The sequence below is a fragment of the Psychrobacillus sp. FSL H8-0483 genome, from assembly GCF_038637725.1.
Classification (GTDB): Bacteria; Bacillota; Bacilli; order Bacillales_A; family Planococcaceae; genus Psychrobacillus.
In genome coordinates this window covers 1,650,416-1,665,295 of sequence record NZ_CP152052.1, presented here as the reverse complement: position 1 = coordinate 1,665,295, position 14,880 = coordinate 1,650,416, and the positions used below count along the sequence as shown (strand labels likewise).

Annotated in this window: 10 protein-coding genes and 1 other RNA gene; 1 reads left to right on the top strand and 10 read right to left on the bottom strand. The window is 36.1% G+C overall.

Going from position 1 to position 14,880, the window contains the following annotated elements:
• Positions 1 to 10: 10 nt before the first annotated feature.
• Positions 11 to 1,669, top strand: a complete 1,659-nt coding sequence (locus tag MHB48_RS07790; protein WP_342601332.1) for a b(o/a)3-type cytochrome-c oxidase subunit 1 — start codon at positions 11 to 13, stop codon at positions 1,667 to 1,669.
• 222 nt (positions 1,670 to 1,891) lie between these two features.
• Here the strand turns inward: MHB48_RS07790 and MHB48_RS07785 are convergent, their stop codons facing one another.
• The 10 genes from MHB48_RS07785 to MHB48_RS07740 form a co-directional block, all read right to left on the bottom strand.
• Entirely contained in the window at positions 1,892 to 3,334 is a 1,443-nt protein-coding gene (locus tag MHB48_RS07785) for a YcdB/YcdC domain-containing protein (RefSeq protein ID WP_342600910.1), read from the bottom strand.
• Between the two features lie 361 nt (positions 3,335 to 3,695).
• Positions 3,696 to 5,195 (bottom strand): carboxypeptidase M32, encoded by a 1,500-nt coding sequence (locus tag MHB48_RS07780; protein WP_342600909.1) that lies wholly within the window; start codon positions 5,193 to 5,195, stop codon positions 3,696 to 3,698.
• Between the two features lie 17 nt (positions 5,196 to 5,212).
• The gene (locus tag MHB48_RS07775; RefSeq protein WP_342601331.1) at positions 5,213 to 7,114 is read right to left on the bottom strand and encodes an ATP-dependent DNA helicase; all 1,902 of its coding nucleotides are present in this window, start codon (positions 7,112 to 7,114) and stop codon (positions 5,213 to 5,215) included.
• 58 nt (positions 7,115 to 7,172) lie between these two features.
• Entirely contained in the window at positions 7,173 to 8,300 is a 1,128-nt protein-coding gene (locus tag MHB48_RS07770; RefSeq protein WP_342600908.1) for a class I SAM-dependent RNA methyltransferase, read from the bottom strand.
• Positions 8,300 to 10,027: an EAL domain-containing protein gene (locus tag MHB48_RS07765; RefSeq protein WP_342600907.1), complete on the bottom strand. Its 1,728-nt coding sequence runs from the start codon at positions 10,025 to 10,027 to the stop codon at positions 8,300 to 8,302. Before MHB48_RS07765 ends, MHB48_RS07770 begins: the two co-directional genes overlap by 1 nt.
• A 122-nt stretch (positions 10,028 to 10,149) precedes the next feature.
• Positions 10,150 to 10,531: RNase P RNA component class B (rnpB, locus tag MHB48_RS07760), an RNA gene on the bottom strand.
• A gap of 63 nt (positions 10,532 to 10,594) precedes the next feature.
• Positions 10,595 to 10,888, bottom strand: a complete 294-nt coding sequence (gene gpsB / locus MHB48_RS07755) for a cell division regulator GpsB (protein WP_340919705.1) — start codon at positions 10,886 to 10,888, stop codon at positions 10,595 to 10,597.
• Between the two features lie 79 nt (positions 10,889 to 10,967).
• Entirely contained in the window at positions 10,968 to 12,242 is a 1,275-nt protein-coding gene (locus MHB48_RS07750) for a ribonuclease H-like domain-containing protein (RefSeq protein ID WP_342600906.1), read from the bottom strand.
• The gene (locus MHB48_RS07745; RefSeq protein ID WP_342600905.1) at positions 12,232 to 14,511 is read right to left on the bottom strand and encodes a DEAD/DEAH box helicase; all 2,280 of its coding nucleotides are present in this window, start codon (positions 14,509 to 14,511) and stop codon (positions 12,232 to 12,234) included. The genes MHB48_RS07750 and MHB48_RS07745 overlap by 11 nt, the downstream gene beginning before the upstream one ends.
• On the bottom strand, positions 14,504 to 14,872 hold the full coding sequence (locus MHB48_RS07740) for a YppE family protein (RefSeq protein ID WP_342600904.1): 369 nt from the start codon (positions 14,870 to 14,872) through the stop codon (positions 14,504 to 14,506). The genes MHB48_RS07745 and MHB48_RS07740 overlap by 8 nt, the downstream gene beginning before the upstream one ends.
• Between the last annotated feature and the right edge of the window lie 8 nt (positions 14,873 to 14,880).

Here is a 14,880-nt window from a genome sequence, read left to right as displayed (position 1 = left end):
CATGACAACAATGACAGAAAAAGCGAAAGATATGGTAAAAGTAGATCCTCGCGATGGTAAACTTGCACTTGCACATGTATACGTAGCATTTGTTGCTTTATTAATCGGTGGTCTTTGTGGATTATTACAGACATTAGTACGTTCCGGTCAATTTACACTCCCTTGGGGAATTGGTTACTATCAACTATTAACAGTACACGGAGTTCTATTAGCACTTATTTTAACAACATACTTTATTTTTGGGTTTCAAATTGCTGCTGTCAGTCGAACAGCAGGTACATTAACAGATAAACAACGTCTTTTAGGTTGGATTGGTTTTTGGACAATGACTATTGGTACTATAGCAGCTGCTGTAATGGTTTTATTAAACAAGGCATCTGTACTATATACATTCTATGCTCCGCTTCAAGCACATTGGATTTTCTACGTAGGTTTAGCATTAGTAGTAGTCGGTTCATGGATAGGTGGGGCTGGACAAATTTCGAAATACATCGAATGGCGTAAAACTCATCCTGGGCAACCAAGTCCATTATTAACATTTATGGTTGTCGTAAACTTAGCAATGTGGATTATCTGTTCTTTAGGAGTAGCAGTGGAAGTAGTATTCCAACTAATTCCTTGGTCATTAGGATGGGTTGATAAAGTAGATGTCTTACTTTCTCGTACTTTATTCTGGTATTTTGGACATCCATTAGTTTATTTCTGGTTATTACCAGCATATATGGTTTGGTATGTGGTAGTACCAAAAATTATCGGCGGTAAAATATTCTCAGATGCACTTGCAAGATTATCATTTATGCTTTTCTTAATTTTCTCTATCCCAGTTGGCTTTCACCATCAATTAACAGAACCAGGGATTGATTCTTTTTGGAAATTCTTACAAGTTGTTTTGACAATGATGGTTGTTATCCCTTCCCTTTTAACAGCATTCTCTTTATTTGCATCATTTGAAATAAGAGGACGTGAACTTGGAGGAAAAGGTATACTTGGTTGGTTTAAAAAATTACCTTGGAAAGATGCTAGATTTGTCGTGCCATTTATAGGGATGGCAGCATTCATTCCTGCTGGTGCTGGTGGTATTATCAACGCTTCTAACCAAATGAACCAAGTAATTCATAATACAATTTGGGTTACTGGTCACTTCCATCTTACACTAGCGACATCTGTAGTATTAACATTCTTTGGGGCTTCTTATTGGTTAATCCCTCACCTGACAGGACGAGTATTAACGAAACAAATGAACAAACTTGCGATCATTCAAGCAATTGTTTGGGCAGTTGGAATGAGCATTATGTCTGGAGCCATGCATATTGTTGGATTGATGGGAGCACCTCGTCGTTCTGACTTCTCTACATATGGAGGGGCGGCTCAGGCAACGGATTGGATTCCTTACCAAGTTGCACAAGCAGTTGGTGGTACAATACTATTCGTCGGCATTATTTTAGTACTTTATATTGTAGCTAATCTACTATGGTTTGCACCAAAGGGAGAAACAGAATTCCCTATAGGCGAAGTTTCAGAGAACGCTGAAAAAACTCCAATGGCTTTAGAAAATTGGAAGATTTGGCTGACAATTTGTATATTATTGATTTTATTCGCTTACACGGTCCCAGTGATCGATATGATCCAAAATGCACCACCAGGTTCTAAAGGATACAAATTGTGGTAACAGATGAAGACATAAAAAAGAGAACCTTGACATAATAACGGGTTCCTTTACCTATCGAAAAACATTAATTTACACACAAAAATGAAAATGTATATTAATTGGGGCTGTCTCCTAAGTCATTTAGTGACTGAGAGATGGTCCCCCTTTTTCTATGCACTGATTTCCGTTCCAGACGTATATCTAGGCCGCTATTATTTCGAATGTTTCTCTACGCATATATTATTAATCTTTATCCGTAATAACTGCTCCTGTTATCGCATCAATGTATCGGATAGATTTTCTTGTATGGCGATCACATGCTTGATAGACAAGTGTATAGCATTCTTCATTTTCTTCATAATTTTTATTCCATACTAATTCAAAATCCAAGTGGTTGAGAAAAATGTCATACGCTTCTTTTTTCGAAATAACAGGTTCAGATGAAATATGACTAAGTTGTTCAAAGTCAATACTATGCCCACTATAATAATCTATTTGGCCTGTTTTCCGATTAACGGTAACTATGACTATTTCTAAATAAATAGGTATACCAAGTCCGTTATGCACGCGGAAGCTAAACGCTTCTTTCATTCTAGTATCATCCAGTTTGTCTTCATTTTCACGGACAATTAATTGAAAATATTGATAATAATTTGGAATAATCATTTGTAGAAAGTTAATAGCTTTTTGATAACATTCATCCCTATTTAAGCAAAGGTCGCCCCTTCGATCTTTATACCACACAAATCTTCTAACTTTCCCTGTATTTTTCGAAATGAAAGCTTTTACGGAATCTTCATTATGACTTTGAAAAAAGCTATTAATCGATAAATCGTTTTCTTCCATCTTCCAATCCCGATCACGCCAGACAATCCCTGTCTCTTCCCCCCAATCGGCTTCACGAACTACTTCCATCCCCTCAGTAATTCCAACGATCTCTTCTATGGAAACATCTTTTCGTATTACTGTAGGTGGTGGAGGTAATGAAACATATTTTTCCGAATAATCTACGTCTTCTTCGTGGTTTATCGTTAACGTCGGCTCCACTACATCGGCTTTATATTTCATGAAAAGCTCGAGATTGTACAATAGTCGGAGCCCATCTTCGTCTACATCATGTATAACAGAATACAAATTTGTTATAGTAAGCTGAAAATCGAGTCGATTTTGGACATGTTCAATTAGGTTTTCTTTTGCTATCAATATTTTTGGAATTATTGGTTCTGGTCGTAATCCATAATATTTAAAAGTAACAATCTCCCCACTAGGTTCAACATCGATATAGCAACCTGCATGAGCTAATGGTAAGTCCATCACAATTTGTTCATAGTAAAAGCGGTAGGCATCAGTTAATTTTTTCGTTTGAAAATAGGTTAAATCTTGTAAGGCATGAGGGTAATGGCTATGTAAAAATTGCTCCGCTTGTTCTTTTAATTCACTTTCATTTAGGGAGACCTTAACGGTGTTAGTTTTGTTCAGTCCAATTGATAAACTTGTCAAATTTCCGACAAGGTCTAGTGTGATCGAAATGCCTTCATCTTTTTGTTCATCTGTCCATGAAAACATGGCTTCCCCTTCACCATTCTCACCCTCAAAATATTCTTCTATGAAAGGTTGAAAATGATTAGGAAGTTGTACTAATGTTCTTGCTCGTTCCTTTAATTGTTCTTTTATCAATGAAACCACCTCCGCAGTTTTTAAATAATCTTATCTAATTTCTTATTGGATCTCGGTACTTATTTTAGCATAAATATCCAAATATTCTTTAAAATCAAACGGATTAATGGTAAATATACTATCTATCGGAAAATCTGTGTATACCAAACGGCATTAAAAATGTGTATCAAAATGTAAACATACACCAGCTATTGATGTCTACAATTCGAATTATATTTTGCTATACAAGTTTCAATAAAAAATTCCCTAAGTAGCAACAAAAAATGACTATCAAATTGATATACAATTTGATAGTCATTTTAAATTACATTTTTAATGTTTGCGATAAGTAACGGAACCCTTTATTGTCATAAGGTTCTCTTTTTATCTATTAAAGATTATATATTTTGGTATACTTCTCTTCTAAATATTCAGCTAAGTAATTGCCGTTAAGCCCTTCTCCTGTAGCATCCTTTAAAATTTCTAAAGGTTTTTTCACTCCACCATATTGGTGCACATTTTGAGTAAGCCATTCTTTAATTGGAGATAAGTCTCCTTTTTCAAATAACTCATCAAAATTAGGAATATCTTTTAACATCGCAGCTTTAAACTGAGATGCGTATATATACCCTAATGCATACGAAGGGAAATAGCCAAAACTAGCTCCAGCCCAGTGGACGTCTTGTAAAATTCCTTCTGCGTTCGTCGCTGGTCGTATACCTAAATACTCCTCGTACTTAGCATTCCAAATTGTTGGTAGGTCCTCTACCTTCAAATCGCCATTAAATAAACCTTTTTCAATTTCATACCGAATCATAATATGAAGGGCATACGTTAATTCGTCCGCTTCAATACGAATTAACGAAGGTTTCACTTCATTGATTGCACGTAAAAAGTCTTTCATCGGCACATCCCCAAATTGATCTGGAGAGAAACTTTGAAGCTTTTCATAGTTTTGTTCCCAAAACTTCGGATTACGTCCAACAAAGTTTTCATAAAATAAAGACTGTGATTCATGAATTCCCATTGACGCACCACCTGCTAAAGGTGTTCCAGTCAATTCTTCATCAACATTTTGCTCATAAATGGCATGGCCACATTCATGAATCGTTCCAAATACAGCTGAACGGAAATCTGATTCATCGTATTTAGTTGTGATACGAACGTCTCCTCGATTGAGACCAGTAGCAAATGGATGTACTGTTTCATCTAATCGACCTGCTTCAAAGTCATACCCTAATTGATGTAATACATCTAGACTAAACGCTTCTTGCTTCTGCTTGTCAAAATGTTTAAATAAGAAGTCTGTTTTTGGTTGGTTAGGTGACTCTGCAATTTTCTTTAATAATGGAACGATTCGTTTTCTTAAATCACCAAAAACTTGATCTAACACTTCCGTTGTCATTCTTGGCTCGTATTGATCTAATAGCACATTGTATGGATTCCCATCTTTTATACCCCAATACGAAACAAACTGCTTTAATGTCTCCACTATCTCTTGCAAGTAGGGCATAAACATAGACCAGTCGTTTTTGGCCTTCGCTTCTTCCCATACGGATTCTGATTTAGATTGGAGAATGACGAACTTTTTATATTCTTCAGCAGGTATTTTTTTACTAAGATCATATTGTTTTTTCACTTCTTCAAACACACGATTTGTCACAAGGTTAACCGAATCTAATTTTGATTCCATCTCGTCTAATAAACCTTTTAACTCATCTGAAGTGGACATATTAAACACATCAGTGGCAAGTACCCCAACTACCTCTGAACGTTGATCAATACCCTTTTTTGGAGCACCTGTACGCATATCCCAATATAATACCCCTAATGCTTCTTGGTACGCACCAATCTTTTTCACATAGTCTAAAAATTGTTTTTCTACTGTCATTCCAAATCCCCCTTGCATTAATTAGAAAGTGTTGTAGGTAATATTCCTGTAAATCTGCTTTCAAGCTTAGCTTCTTCTTCATTTAATAAAAGATGAATTTCACCATGATCTTCAGATGTACGGATTAAGCGGCCAATTCCTTGCTGTAGTCTTAATAACATAAATGGCAATTCTACTTCTTCAAAAGGATCATTCGAAAAAGATCGTTTCGCATCAAATAAAGGATCTACTGGAGGAAACGGTAAATCATAAATAACGACACGCGTTAACGCATGTTTAGGTAAATCAAGCCCTTCCCAAAGATGGTAAGAACAAAGTGTAGCGAAATCTCCATTTTGAAATTCTTTTACAAGTGTTGATAACTCACGATCACCTTCAAATACAACATTATTTTTTAAACTCGAAGTTAGACGGAAATTTTCCATCGCTGCCTTTGATTTAAATAAAATGAGTGTTTGCTGTTGGTCTTCTAGTAATTTCTCCACTTGCTTCACTTTTTCCTGCTGGTCTGTACGATGCGCAACGATTTTCATTACTTCATCGTATTCAAAAGGAGATTCTACAGAGAATGATTGAAACTGCTCAATTCCTAATGAATCCGCAATATACGTAAAGTCTTTTTCAATCGATAAAGTAGCAGACGAGAAGATAATAGGTAATTTAGATGTAAATAATTTCTCATGTAAAATATCCGTTACAAGGCGAGGCATAATGATTAACGTTTCATACCCGTCAATTATTTCAAGCCACTCTACTCCGTCACCTTTTTCTGTAAATAAACGAAGTGAGAAGGAATACTGCTCTAAAAATTCTTCCACCATACGTAATTCATATTCAGGTATCGTATATAACTCTGACTCAAATACAAATTCCTCTAACAAATCATTCGTAATTCGAATGGCTTGCTTACATAGCTGAATTAATTCTGGCGTTTTATCTATTTTCATACGTTCCGTTTCTTCTGAATTACTGCTTAAGCGTAAAAGCCCGAAAATCTTATCATGTGTTTCTTGTAACACTTCCATCAGATTTAGTGTCTTCTCACGAACCCCATCGACCATTACTCTTTCTAGTAAGCGAATTAACGTTTCACTTTGTACTTCGTATGTTAATGCTTTTTGGGCTGCAAATTCGAGTAAGTGACCTTCATCTAATACAATCATCGAAACTTCTGGTAATAGAGGCAACTGACCTTCACGGACACGTGATTCTTTTGTCCAAATATGTTCCATTAAAAACTCATGTGAGCAAATGACTAAGTCCGTAGATTCACGGTAATGTTGACGGTGAATGGTTTGCCCACATCGATTTCGAACATCACAAACCATACACTGTTGCGTCGGATGATAATTTACTTTTTGCCAATCTTCATCACTTACACCAGGAAATTGGCTACGCTCTCCAAATGGGTAGATTTTTTGTAGAGAAGAATGTCCATACACGAAATCTGGTATTTGGTCTTCAATTTCCTCTAAAAAATGATCATTGTCTCCATCCTTTTGCGCTTCTTCTAGGCGTTTTAAGCATAGGTACTGATCGCGAGATTTCGCTAAACGAACATCAATTTTAATATCTAAGTAGTTTTGAAGCTTAAAAATATCTCCTGCTTCTTTTACTAATTGTTCAATAAGCGTTTCATCCGCACAGGCAATTAAAGCAGGTTTTCCGGTATAACGTGCATATGAAATAGCTGGCAATAAATAAGCAATCGTTTTCCCAGTACCTACGCCCGCTTCTGCAAATAGAACATTTTTTTCCTTTAACGCCTTCTCAATTTGATACGCCATGAAAATTTGTTCATCACGGCATTCAAATCCTTTTTCAGGTAATTCATCATATAAGACATCACCCATCCAATCTCCTAGTGATTCGAAGAAAGAACGGTCTTTTGTAAGTTGGAATGGCAAAGCTTGTTTCATCATAAAACTCCCTTGAATAATAATATAACAGCAAGGGAGAACCTAGTCTCCCTTACTGTTATGAACGTTTACCCCAGAACTGATAGTAATCTGTTCGAATAAAACCATTAAATAATTTTCGTTTCTTCGTAGCTCTTTGACCATACACATTTTCGAAGTTTTCCATAGAAGAAAGCATGTAAACGGACCATGTTGGATGTTGGCTCATTATATGTCCCATATCACTTATCACTTTTTCTATTTCCTCAACTTCCCCAATACGCTCTCCATACGGAGGATTTCCAATCATTACACCATCAGTTAAGGTAGTGGAAAAATCAGAAGCCTGCATTTGTTTGAAAGATATCAAATCTGCAAAACCAGATTCAAAAGCGTTTTGCTCTGCTATTTGAATCATCTTATGGTCGATATCGGACCCAAAGATTTGAAGCTCTTGATCATAATTAGCAAGAGATTCCGCTTCATTTCGAACATCTTCCCAAATAGTTTTCGGCATCCAAGACCACGCTTCGCTGTGAAAATCACGATTAAAGCCTGGAGCAATATTTTGTCCGATCATTGCAGCTTCAATCGGGATTGTACCCGAACCACAAAATGGATCCACAAATGGACGATTCGGACTCCATTTAGATATTTTTACAAGTGCTGCTGCAAGGGTTTCTTTTAATGGAGCTTCCCCTTGTCCATGGCGATATCCCCGTTTATGAAGCCCTGCGCCACTTGTATCAAGAGTAATCGTCGCAATATCTTTTAGAATGCTAATTTCTAACTTATATGTTGCACCTGACTCATCTAAAAAGCCAATTCGTTTATGTGCAAGCTTCAATCTCTCCACAACTGCTTTTTTCACAATTGCTTGGCAATCGGGCACACTGAATAACGTCGATTTAACGGATTTCCCTTGAACCGGAAATGCTGCATCTACAGGTAAAAATTTCTCCCACTGTACTGCTTTTGTTCGTTCAAAAAGTTCATCGAATGTTCGCGCGGGAAATTGAGCTGCAACTATCTTTACTCGGTCTGCAACACGTAGCCAAATATTTGCTCGTGCAATTGCGCGTTCGTCCCCTTCGAAGTATACCTTTCCATTTTCTGTTGTTGTCTCATACCCTAATGCTTTTACTTCATCTGCAACGATAGATTCTAAACCCATTGCGGAAGTTGCTACTAATTTAAATGTTGTCATTATATATTCCCCTCTTGCTTATGAATATCCCAAAGCTCTAAGAAATCCAAAAGCTCTGTACTAGGAATTGGCTTGCTATAATAATATCCTTGAATAATATCACAATCCATTTCCTTTAAAAGTTTTACTTGATCCTTTGTTTCTACTCCTTCAGCAACCACTTTTAAATGCAATCGATGCGCCATCAAAATAATAGAATCGACAATTGCTTGCTTATCTTTTAAAGAAGTAATTCGTTGTATAAAGCTACTATCAATTTTCAAATAGTTTAAAGGAAAACGATTTAAATAACTTAAGGAAGAATAGCCTGTTCCAAAATCATCAATGGAAATTTTAAAGCCCATATTTTTAAGCTTAATTAATTTACTTACAATACCTTCTGAATCATGCATGACGGTACGTTCCGTCAATTCCAATTCAAGTTGCTGTGGACTACAATTATACTGCATGACAATCTCATTTATTCTTTCAATAAAATCATCCTGCTGAAAGTGAAGTGCTGCTATATTAATGGATACGGGCAATTTATTTATCCCTTCTTTTCTCCAATCCAATATATCCAGACATACCTTTTCAATAATTAATTCGCTTAATGGGATGATTAATCCTGTATCCTCTGCTAACGGAATAAATTCTCCAGGAGATACAAACCCTAATTTATCACTTGTCCATCTTACAAGCGCCTCTACACCTATTATTTCTTGTTTATCTACAGAAACTTTTGGTTGGTATGCAATCGTAATTTTTTTTGCTTGAATGGCTTTTCTCAGTTCTGCTTCTAAAAGAAGTAATCGCTTGGAATCCCTTTTTAACTCTTCGAAATAAAAAGCGTATTGATTTCGTCCATTTTGCTTAGCAAAATACATGGCTTTATCCGCTTTGTGTATGAGCTTTTCTACCTCTACTCCATCTTGCGGATAAATGCTAATTCCTATACTAGATGTGATATAAATTTCTTCTTCATTAATATAAAAAGGCTTATTTAATTTTTTTATTACATCTTTCGCAAAATGAACCGCTTCTTTTTGATGTTCCATACTGTTAATTGCTAATAAAAACTCATCTCCACCGTACCTTGCAAAGATGTCGGTACCCCTTACAACTGTATTAATCCGATTTGCGACTTCAATTAAAAGTAAATCGCCCACTTCATTTCCTAATGTTTCATTGATTTGTTTAAAGCGATCTAAATCAATAAAAAGAATAGCATGTTTAGAAGGACTATTTTTTGAATCGGTAATTAAATTAAATAACAACTCGTTAAAAGAGCTTCTATTTGATATGCTCGTCAACTGGTCGGTAAGTGTTAGCTCTTCCAGTTCCTTCTCTATTACTTTTTTGTTGGAAATGTCCGAAAAAATACCAAAGTAATTGGTTAACTTCCCTTCGGTATCAACGATACTAGTAATCGTTAATATTTCAGGATAAATGTCACCATTTTTACGTCTATTCCAAATTTCTCCTCGCCAAACACCTTTATTGTTTAAATCTTCCCACATTTTTTTATAAAAAGATGCATCTTGTTTTCCAGATTGTAATAATTTTGGTGTTTTCCCACGAACTTCTTCCATTATGTATCCCGTAAGCGACTCAAAGGCAGAATTGACCAGTGAGATACGCATCTCAGCATCCGTAATCATAATACCTTCTGTAGTAGAATGAAATATTGTCTCCACTAAGTTATTTGGATATAAATAAAAGTTTTCAGGTGCTTGCTGGTTCTTCACACTCAATGCCCTGCCTTCGTAAAATATCTCTTTATATTGGATTACAACAACAATTTCTTTAGAATAGAAAAGCCCTCCGAGATTGGAGAGCTTCTTAATTATTAAATATAGCCACTCATACACTCAATAAGCCATGTTTTGTTTCCACAGTACTCAAACGGTGCTTTACCTCGTACCTTGTGGACGGCAATCATCTATCTACAGGAATATTCCTGTTCTTCTATCCGTTCAATTCCTTCAAGAAAATGCCCCTACCATAATTTGGGTTTCTCACTCGTGGGGTTTACCCGTTCCACCTGTATAGTTTCCTATACAGCTCCGTCACTGTGGCACTTTCAGAGATTGTCAGCCATATCCTAAGACTTAGGCCTTCATCCCGCCGTCAGCTAATTTAGCTGCCTTAGTTTATTTTTTCACTAAGCACGAACACTACATTCATCGCAGAATTGTGTGAGCATGGACTTTCCTCTACAATGTCTAGCATTGCAGCGATTGCCCGAATATATAAGTGGTAAAACTAGTATATACGATATACGTCATATAAACAATGATTCTTTATTAATATAATTATTCGTACAATTTACTCCCGAACACATGTTTCTCTAAATGAGAAAGTCTTTTTAAAATATCAAAGTTAGTTGCGCCAGTTTGTGGTGCTGGTGCAGTTCGCTTTGGAACCTCTGCTATTTCCTCTTTTAGTTGCTTATTTTCTAGTTGAAGTTGGGAAATTTTTTTCTCAAATGCTTCATAGTCTTGAATGATGTCATCTAAAAAAATGTCTACTTCTTCTTGATTGTAGCCTCTTAGGCCAGTTTTAAATTCTCTTTCAAGTATATCTGAAGCCTTTAGTTTTAATTCCATGTGGCATCTTCCTTCCATGTACATTTCGCTAACCGTATTATAGCATAATGATGTCGAATAATGGAGCTTTTTAAGGTAATTAAACGCGCTTTTTGTTAGGTTGTGCGCTTTCCCGGGAAATATTTAATTTCCGTATTATTCTCATCTTTCTCTTTTGAAGTTCCAGCATTACACGCAATTTCCTGTCACTATTCCATCTAGCTACGTAATCTAAACATTCTAGAGTCATTTCTAGTGCCATATCGTAATCCTTCTTTTGATGTTCATAGAGTTTTGCAAGCTCGATATACACTTCTACACGATATTTCCCAACTATTTCTTTCAATGATTCATGAAAAGCTTGAATGCTTTCATCTGGTAATTGCTTTCTCTTCAAATATAATCCGACGTAATAATAAGCTAAGCTCACTTCTTCTTCGGAAAATTGGTCTACTACAAATTGAAACCAATCAATGCTAGCATCCATTGTTTTTAAATCTCGAAACCATTTCCCAATATTCGTGTACGTAATGGCCGATTCCTGTACCTCTTTCTCTTTTAGTATCTCTACAGATAAAATATATAAAGTTACTAAAGATAGAATATCCCACTCATTATGCTTTAAAACTTTCATCAAATTAGTAGGGTCCCCGTGCTTCACAGCATCAAAATAAATAATAGGAGCCAGATGCCCAGGAATATCATTTTCTCTCCTGAAACCAAGCTTCATCTCTTCCACTTGTTTTAGCTTAAATCGTTCCAGATCACCTTTCCAAATTCTTTTAGAAGAATGCATAAGATCTATTTGTGCATGTTCTTTTAAAGGAGGAATTGCCTTTCTGTTCATCGTCCATCTGGTTACTAATTGCGGTAAATCAAAACTTTTTCCATTGTACGTAATGATTGTTTGGGAAGTTTTCCAAAAATCAGTGGCCAATAAGAAAGAAGGTTCTTGACTAGGATCGGCAAGCACATATTGGGTCAATAAAAAACCTTTCTCTTCTTTTTTTAACACACCATTCAAGAAGATTAGTACTCCTGTCCCTTTTAATCCTGTTGTTTCCGTATCATAAAAACTAAAAGGAGCATCTGGACTAATCGTTAATGGGTGATCCGGGTACATTTCACGCATGAACAAAATTGCTTCTTCTAATTTATGTAGCCCAATATTTCCATGTATATGCTCGTCTGTATAAAATGTTTCTTTCACAAATAAAAAACCGCGTTCATCTTTGACTAGTTTTAGCCCTGCGTTTTCCCATTGTTCTGCATAAAAAGGAAGTGCAGCAGTTGGCACTTCCTTTTTAGGTGGCTCGTTTGGCAAATTCTTTTTAACAAGGCCTTTCATTTGCATTAGCTTATTTTCATAGGACATGATTGTTCACCTGCAATAAATGAAGTAATTTAATCACTTCTTTTTTCAAATTTAACTCGGCATCTTGAGCACCAATACATGCAGGACACCCACTTGTACATGAACATTCTTCCACTTGCTTTGTAACTTTAGGAACTAGATCATTCCACAAATCAAACATTCTTTCAGAAAGTCCGATTCCACCAGGATAACTATCGTACATATAAAATGTGGGTTTTTCTACATTAATGGATTTCACTTGTGGCACGACATGAATATCCTTTGCATCACAATGGATAAATAATGGGATAAATGCATGCAACGCGTATGCTACCCCTGTCATCGCATCGGATAATAAAGTATCTGTCCAGTCGGTCGGTTTGTCAAAACTGAACCATGTAGAAGCTGTATGTAGTTCTAGAGGTGGCAAATGAATTTTACCTGATCCGATATTGTCATGTGTATCAAACTTAATCTTTTTGAAAATCGTCGGTTGTGCAAGCACAATAATATCTCCAAAACGCAGTGTTCCAATATTCGCTTCCTTTTCTTTATCTTCACTTAACACTTTTAATTCAACCGCAATATTTGCATCCGTGAAATAATCGACATCTACTTCTCGTACAAACGCTTTTTTCTCTTCCCAATCCAGTTTTTCTACTTGGTATTGCGTCCCTTGGTGCAAGTAGATAGCCTCTTCATGTAGCAATGTCATGGCGCTATATTGATCCATCTCACCAATTACTCTTGTATGTGCAGGTACTGTTTGGTCAATAATAATAACGTTTTCTTGGGAGGCAGAACGCAAACTTATATTGCTAGCTGGAAAACTTTCGGACATCCAATGCCACTTATCTGCAGTTTTCAATAAAACTCCTTCACTTTCTAAAAAAGCTAGTAGTTCTTGAATGGAAAATTCCCCATACATGTCTATTGATGTAAAAGGCAATTCAAATGCTGCACATTTTAAATGATCCATTAAAATAATAATATTATCAGGATGGATACGAACTTCTTCAGGTGATTGTCCAAGGAAATATTCGGGATGCTTCACTATGTATTGATCAAGTGCAGTTGACTGCGCCACGTAAATAATGAGCGCTTCATCTTGTCTTCTTCCCGCTCGTCCTGCTTGTTGCCAAGCACTAGCTATGTTGCCTGGATATCCCGTCATAATGCATGCTTGGAGTTGTCCAATATCGACTCCTAATTCAAGTGCATTTGTACTTACTACTGTTCGAATCGTCCCATCCCTTAATCCTTTTTCAATAACTCTTCTTTCTGAAGGCAAATAACCGCCTCTATACCCACGAATCGTTTGGTCATTGATCTTTTTACTAACTAAAGCTTGCAAGTAGGTTACCAGCATTTCCACACGCACTCGACTTTTAGCAAATACAATCGTTTGTATACCATTTACATATAATTCTTGTGCTATATCACGCACTTCTAAAATAGCACTTCTTCGCACGTTAAACACTGGATGGATGATTGGGGGGTTATAAAAGACAAAATGTTTTTTTCCAGCAGGTGCACCATTTTGGTCGATAAGTTCATGCGTGGTATTTGTTAAGTTTTCTGCTAACTCTTTTGGATTTTTAATAGTTGCAGATGTACAAATAAATTGAGGATTACTCCCGTAAAATGCACTTATTCTTTGTAACCGTCTAATAACATGCGCAACATGGCTACCAAAAACACCTTTATATGTATGAATTTCGTCTATCACAATATATTTTAAGTTTTCAAATAGAGAAACCCACTTTGTATGATGTGGAAGTATCCCCGAATGCAGCATATCTGGATTCGTTAATACAATATGACCTGATTTACGGACTTTTTGTCTAATACCAGGTTCGGTATCGCCGTCATATGTATAGCTTAAAATCTCTTCCTCACTTGCTTGTATTAAATCGTTTAAGTCACTCTTTTGATCTTGAGCTAATGCTTTCGTCGGAAAGAGATAGATAGCGCGCGAAGTTGGATCTTCCAGAATTGACTGAAGAACCGGAAGATGATAACAAAGAGATTTTCCAGAGGCAGTAGGTGTGATGGTAGTTAAGGACTTTCCAGAAGTTGCAGCATCAAACGCTTGCCGCTGGTGACTATATAATTGATTCACTCCACGACTTTGTAAAGCCTTCATAATAGAAGGATGCATCTTTTCTGGGAAAGAAGCATATATTGCTTCTTTCTCTTCTGTTGTATGAATATGCTCAATTCGTGAATTTCTATTTTTATCAACTTTCCAATCGTTTAAAATGCTCGATATGTTTTTTTGATTAAGCATGTTCATCCCCTACTTCCTTAATCGCTTGAATAACTGTTTCTAACGTGTATTTGGATGAATGGACAGATTGAAGAAATCGTTTCTTACTCGTTGCTTTATAATACGACTGCACGATAAATTGCTTCATGGATTCAAGTAATGAGTCAATTTGACTTGGATGTACATACTTTGGTCTTTTTACTTGAATCCATTTTCTAACTAGCTGCTCCCATTCAAGTAATAATTCATCTATTTTATATGCATGTGGCTTCACATCTTGAAAAAAATCTGGTTCCTTGTCTTCTGCTCGATAAATATGAAAACGCGAAATACTTTCATCGCATTCTTTTAATAACTGTTTACTTAACTCTAATAATGACAAAGTAATCC

Excerpts from the sequence above, each read along its gene's own strand:
- MHB48_RS07790 (WP_342601332.1), top strand. The coding sequence starts at position 11 with ATGACAGAAAAAGCGAAAGATATGGTAAAAGTAGATCCTCGCGATGGT.
- MHB48_RS07780 (WP_342600909.1), bottom strand. The coding sequence starts at position 5,195 with ATGACAGTAGAAAAACAATTTTTAGACTATGTGAAAAAGATTGGTGCG.
- MHB48_RS07775 (WP_342601331.1), bottom strand. The coding sequence starts at position 7,114 with ATGAAACAAGCTTTGCCATTCCAACTTACAAAAGACCGTTCTTTCTTC.
- MHB48_RS07770 (WP_342600908.1), bottom strand. The coding sequence starts at position 8,300 with ATGACAACATTTAAATTAGTAGCAACTTCCGCAATGGGTTTAGAATCT.
- gpsB (WP_340919705.1), bottom strand. The coding sequence starts at position 10,888 with ATGGAATTAAAACTAAAGGCTTCAGATATACTTGAAAGAGAATTTAAA.
- MHB48_RS07750 (WP_342600906.1), bottom strand. The coding sequence starts at position 12,242 with ATGTCCTATGAAAATAAGCTAATGCAAATGAAAGGCCTTGTTAAAAAG.
- MHB48_RS07745 (WP_342600905.1), bottom strand. The coding sequence starts at position 14,511 with ATGCTTAATCAAAAAAACATATCGAGCATTTTAAACGATTGGAAAGTT.